This window comes from Streptomyces durocortorensis, from assembly GCF_016901035.1.
Classification (GTDB): domain Bacteria; phylum Actinomycetota; class Actinomycetes; order Streptomycetales; family Streptomycetaceae; genus Streptomyces; species Streptomyces durocortorensis.
This window is the reverse complement of record NZ_JAFEUF010000368.1, coordinates 1-4,845: the sequence shown is the minus strand read 5'-3', so window position 1 is coordinate 4,845 and position 4,845 is coordinate 1. Positions and strand designations below refer to the sequence as shown.

4 protein-coding genes and 1 pseudogene are annotated in these 4,845 nt (G+C 73.3%); 1 reads left to right on the top strand and 4 read right to left on the bottom strand.

Annotated features, from left to right (window positions below; genetic code table 11):
• Nucleotides 1-319 (bottom strand): annotated as a pseudogene (locus JS521_RS33895) (tryptophan--tRNA ligase); the annotation flags it as partial.
• A gap of 236 nt (nt 320-555) precedes the next feature.
• On the opposite strand from JS521_RS33895, the gene rocD reads away from it, so the two are divergent.
• Entirely contained in the window at nt 556-1,761 is a 1,206-nt protein-coding gene (gene rocD / locus JS521_RS33890; protein ID WP_205086724.1) for an ornithine--oxo-acid transaminase, read from the top strand.
• Nucleotides 1,762-1,791: 30 nt separating this feature from the next.
• Here the strand turns inward: rocD and JS521_RS33885 are convergent, their stop codons facing one another.
• The 3 genes from JS521_RS33885 to pdxR all read right to left on the bottom strand — a co-directional run bounded on the left by JS521_RS33885 (nt 1,792) and on the right by pdxR (nt 4,791).
• Nucleotides 1,792-2,979: a glutathionylspermidine synthase family protein gene (locus tag JS521_RS33885; RefSeq protein WP_205086723.1), complete on the bottom strand. Its 1,188-nt coding sequence runs from the start codon at nt 2,977-2,979 to the stop codon at nt 1,792-1,794.
• A gap of 5 nt (nt 2,980-2,984) precedes the next feature.
• Nucleotides 2,985-3,257, bottom strand: coding sequence for a hypothetical protein (locus JS521_RS33880; protein WP_205086722.1), 273 nt, complete (start codon nt 3,255-3,257; stop codon nt 2,985-2,987).
• 133 nt (nt 3,258-3,390) lie between these two features.
• The gene (pdxR, locus tag JS521_RS33875) at nt 3,391-4,791 is read right to left on the bottom strand and encodes a MocR-like pyridoxine biosynthesis transcription factor PdxR (protein ID WP_205086721.1); all 1,401 of its coding nucleotides are present in this window, start codon (nt 4,789-4,791) and stop codon (nt 3,391-3,393) included.
• Nucleotides 4,792-4,845: the final 54 nt, after the last annotated feature.

Below are 4,845 nucleotides of genomic sequence, written 5' to 3'. Positions count from 1 at the left end.
ACACGTGGCTCTGGACGAAGAGCGTGCAGCGCTCCGGGTCCAGGCCGGCCGCCAGCAGTTGCGCCACCGCGAGACGGGTGTTGGCCCGCAGCTCGGCGGGGTCCTGCGGCACCGTGATCGCGTGCAGGTCGACGACCATGTAGAAGGCGTCGTGGCTCTCCTGCAGCGCCACCCACTGGCGCACCGCGCCCAGGTAGTTGCCGAGGTGGAACGAGCCTGCGGTGGGCTGGATCCCGGAGAGCACACGCGGACGGGCGGCCGCACCGGGGCGGCCCGTCTGCGGCTGGTCGGTGGGGAGCGAGGGGCGATCAGAGGCCATGGCCCCATTGTCTCAGGTGCGCGGGGCATCTCCGGCAGCCGGTGCGGGGCGGGAAGGGCGCGTCACCGCACGGTCCCGGGGCACGGGAGCGCACGGCTGAGACGAACGGCACATTCCGCCCGCCGGGCGTGCGACGGCGGGCGCGCCGGTCGCCGGAGGTTTCCCGGCGCGGGATCCGACCGACGATACAAAGTGGGCACCACCCGCCGCCCAGCCGCACGACGAACGGAGATCCCGTGTCGACCACGGAAAACGCCATCGCCTCCGCCGAGGCGCACAGCGCGCACAACTACCACCCGCTGCCGGTCGTCGTGGCCTCGGCCGAGGGCGCCTGGATGACCGATGTCGAGGGCCGCCGCTACCTCGACATGCTCGCCGGATACTCGGCGCTCAATTTCGGCCACGGCAACCGTCGGCTCATCGACGCGGCCAAGGCCCAGCTGGAGCGCGTCACGCTGACCTCCCGGGCCTTCTACCACGACCGGTTCGCCGAGTTCTGTACGGAGCTGGCGGCGCTGTGCGGCATGGAGACGGTGCTGCCGATGAACACCGGGGCGGAGGCCGTGGAGACCGCGGTGAAGACCGCCCGCAAGTGGGGCTACCGGGTCAAGGGCGTGCCGGACGGCATGGCGAAGATCATCGTGGCCTCGGACAACTTCCACGGCCGCACGACGACGATCGTCAGCTTCTCCACCGACCCGGAGGCGCGGGCCGACTTCGGCCCGTACACCCCCGGCTTCGAGATCGTGCCGTACGGGGATCTCACCGCGATGCGGGAGGCGATGACCGAGAACACCGTGGCGGTGCTGATCGAGCCGATCCAGGGCGAGGCGGGGGTGCTGGTGCCGCCGGCCGGCTATCTCCCCGGCGTACGGGAGCTGACCCGCGAGCGGAACGTGCTGTTCATCGCGGACGAGATCCAGTCGGGCCTGGGCCGGACCGGGAAGACGTTCGCGCTGGACCACGAGGGGGTGGTGCCGGACATGTACGTGCTGGGCAAGGCGCTCGGCGGTGGCGTGGTGCCGGTCTCCGCCGTGGTGTCGTCGGCGGACGTGCTGGGGGTGTTCCGGCCCGGCGAGCACGGCTCCACCTTCGGCGGGAACCCGCTGGCCTGCGCGGTGGCGCTGGAGGTGGTCGCGATGCTGCGGACCGGCGAGTACCAGCAGCGGGCGGCCGAGCTGGGCGACCATCTGCACCGGGAGCTGGGCCTGTTGACGGGCGGCGGCGCGGTGGAGGCGGTACGCGGCCGGGGACTGTGGGCGGGCGTAGACATCGCCCCGGCGCTGGGCACCGGGCGGGAGATCTCCGAGAAGCTGATGGAGCAGGGCGTGCTGGTGAAGGACACCCACGGCTCCACGATCCGGATCGCCCCGCCGCTGGTGATCTCCAAGGAGGACCTGGACTGGGGCCTGGACCGGCTGCGTACGGTGCTGAGCGCCTGAGCCGGTCCCGTACCCGTAGAGCCGGAGCACTCAGAGGATGACGTGGGGCAGGAAGCGGGCGTACTCGTCCGTGACCGGCCCCGCCGACTCCCGGATGCCGAGCCCCGCCGCCTCGTCCTCGACGACCCACGCGCCGAGCACCACCCGGTTGCCGTCGACGTCGGGCAGCGGGGCCAACTCCTGGTAGCAGCACGGCTCGTCGCGCAGGACGGGCGGGGAGCCGGGGCCGTGCAGGTCGACCCCGGCGCCCTCGCGGCCGAGCAGCGGCTTGGAGACGTACCCCGCCCCGCCGGGCCCCGCCAGCTCGCGCGGTCCGTCGAGGTAGGCGGGGAGCAGGTTCGGGTGGCCGGGGTACAGCTCCCAGAGGATCGCCAGCAGCGCCTTGTTGGAGAGCAGCATCTTCCAGGCGGGCTCGATCCAGCAGGTGGTGCCGGAGCCGCCGCCGTTGTCGAGGGTGTCCAGGACCTGCGGGCCGAAGCGGTCCGTGGCCAGCCACTCCCAGGGGTAGAGCTTGAAGCAGCTGCGGATGAAGCGCAGCCGGTCGTCGACGAACCGGCCCGACAGCCGGTCCCAGCCGATCTCCTCGACCGACAGCGCGTGCGTCTGAAGACCGGCCTGGTCGGCGGTCTCGCGCAGATACGCGACCGTCATCAGGTCCTCGCCCAGCTCGTCGCCGTCGGAGTGGACGAAGTGCAGCGGGCCCGGCGGCAGCAGGGGCGCCTGCCGCTTCCAGGCGTCGACGAGCCGCTCGTGCAGGGAGTTCCACTGGTCCGCCCCGGGGAACCGGTCCTCCATCCAGAACCACTGCGCGCTCGCGGCCTCCACCAGCGAGGTCGGGGTGTCGGCGTTGTACTCCAGCATCTTCGCCGGGCCGCTCCCGTCGTAGCGCAGGTCGAACCGCCCGTACACGGAGGGCTGTTCGGCGCGGCGGCGCCAGGACTCGGCGACGAGGGCGGCGAGCCGCGGGTCGGTGATGCCGAGGTCGGCGAAGCGGTCGTGCTCGACGATGTGCGCGGCGGCGGCCAGGCACATCGTGTGCAGTTCCTCGACGACCTCCTCCAGCGCCTCGACCTCGGGCAGCGAGAAGACGTAGTAGGCGCTCTCGTCCCAGTACGGGCGCAGCGAGTCGTCGGGGTAGCGGGTGAGCGGGTAGACGACGCCCTGCGCCTCGACGGTCTCCTGCCAGCCGGGGCGCGGCTCGATCGTGCGGCGTTCCACGGCGGTCAGCCGCCGCCGGAGCCGGAGCAGCCGAAGCCGCCGCGGTCGACCGCGGACTTGTCGAAGCTGCCGCCCTGGAGCTTGCCGCTGTCGCTCTTGCCGCCGTAGTAGTACGAGCCGCTGCCGCCGCTGCGGCACTCGGAGCTGGGCAGCGTCTTCTGGGTCGTGCGGTCGGCGCAGCGCTTGTCCGGCTCCGAGCCGCAGGACGTGATCGTCAGGGCGAGCAGCCCCATGCCGCCGAGCACGACCGTGCTCGACCTCAGCCTTCGTGTGGCCATGTTCGGTTCTCCCCCGTGGTACGTGATCGGATCCGGCTTCCCGTTCGCGCGTGCGCAACCGGACCTCTTGTCAGACTAGTTCGACGTACGGCCGGTTCGAAACCTGCGTTTCACCAAGGGTTCGGCCGCGGCCTCACGGGAGTACCCGGCACAGGGCGTCCAGCGCGCCCGCCCAGGCGCTTTCGGAGGGCGAGCCGTAGCCGATCACCAGGGCGTCGCGGGCGGCCCGGGCGTCCGGGTGGCGGTAGCGGGACAGGCCGTCCAGCGCCAGGCCCTGGAAGGCGGCCGCCTGGACCACCGAACGCTCGGCGCCCGCGGGGAGTTCGAGCACCGCGTGCAGCCCGGCCGCGATCCCGCTGACCTCGATGCCCGGCGCGCGGTCCGCGAGCGCCGCGACGAGCTGGTCGCGGCGGCGCCGGTAGCGCAGCCGCATGGAGCGCACATGCCGGTCGTACGCCCCCGAGGCGATGAACTCCGCGAGCGTCAGCTGGTCGGGCGAGCCGGACATCCAGTCGGCCACGCCCTTCGCCGCCACCACCTCCCCCACCAGGTGCCGGGGCAGCACCATCCAGCCCAGGCGCAGCCCCGGGGCCAGCGATTTGCTGGCGGTGCCGAGATACGCCACCCGCTCCGGATCGAGGCCCTGGAGCACGCCCACCGGTTGCCGGTCGTACCGGAACTCCCCGTCGTAGTCGTCCTCCAGGATCAGCCCGCCGGTGGACCGGGCCCAGTCGACGGCGGCGGCCCGCCGGTCCGGGTGCAGCGGTACGCCGGTGGGGAACTGGTGCGCCGGGGTGAGCAGGACCGCTCCCGCGCCGCGCAGCGCGGCCAGTTCGCCGGTCCGGGAGCCGTGCTCGTCCAGCGGGAGGCACGGGGTGCGCAGTCCGGCCTCGGTGAGCAGGTCCCGGTGGAGGTCGAGGCCGTACGACTCGACGGCGACGTCCCGGACCCGGCGGCGGCGCAGCACCCGGCCCAGCAGCGCGAGCCCGTGCGCGAAGCCGGCGCAGATCACGATGCGCTCCGGGTCGGCGTACACCCCGCGCGCCCGCGCCAGGTACTCGGCCAGCACGGTGCGCAGTTCGACGCGCCCGTGCGGGTCGCCGTAGCCGAAGACCTCGTCGGGCGCGGCGGTGAGCGCCTTGCGGGCGGCCTTGAGCCAGGCGGTGCGCGGGAAGCCGGACAGGTCCGGCGTGCCGGGCTTCAGGTCGTGCCCGGCCCCGGACTGCACCGGCCGGGCGGGAGCCGTCGCGGGGTCCGTCCGGCGTGGCGCGGACCGCTGGGCGACCCGGGTGCCGGAGCCCTGGCGGGCGGTGAGCCAGCCTTCGGCGACCAGTTCGGCGTAGGCGTCGGCGACCGTGTTGCGGGCGACGCCCAGGTCGGCGGCGAGCGCCCGGGAGGACGGCAGCCGGGTGCCGGGGGCGAGGCGGCCGGTGCGCACCGCCTCCCGCAGCGCCTCCATCAGCCCGCTGCGCAGCCCCTGCCCGACCGGCACCAGATGCAGGTCCGCGCCAAAAGTGGCCCAGGAATCCGTCATGCCAATGGACCATACCGGGGGGCCATCTGGACCGTAACGTCGTCCTCATGACCA

Excerpts from the sequence above, each read along its gene's own strand:
- pdxR (WP_205086721.1), bottom strand. The coding sequence starts at position 4,791 with ATGACGGATTCCTGGGCCACTTTTGGCGCGGACCTGCATCTGGTGCCG.
- JS521_RS33880 (WP_205086722.1), bottom strand. The coding sequence starts at position 3,257 with ATGGCCACACGAAGGCTGAGGTCGAGCACGGTCGTGCTCGGCGGCATG.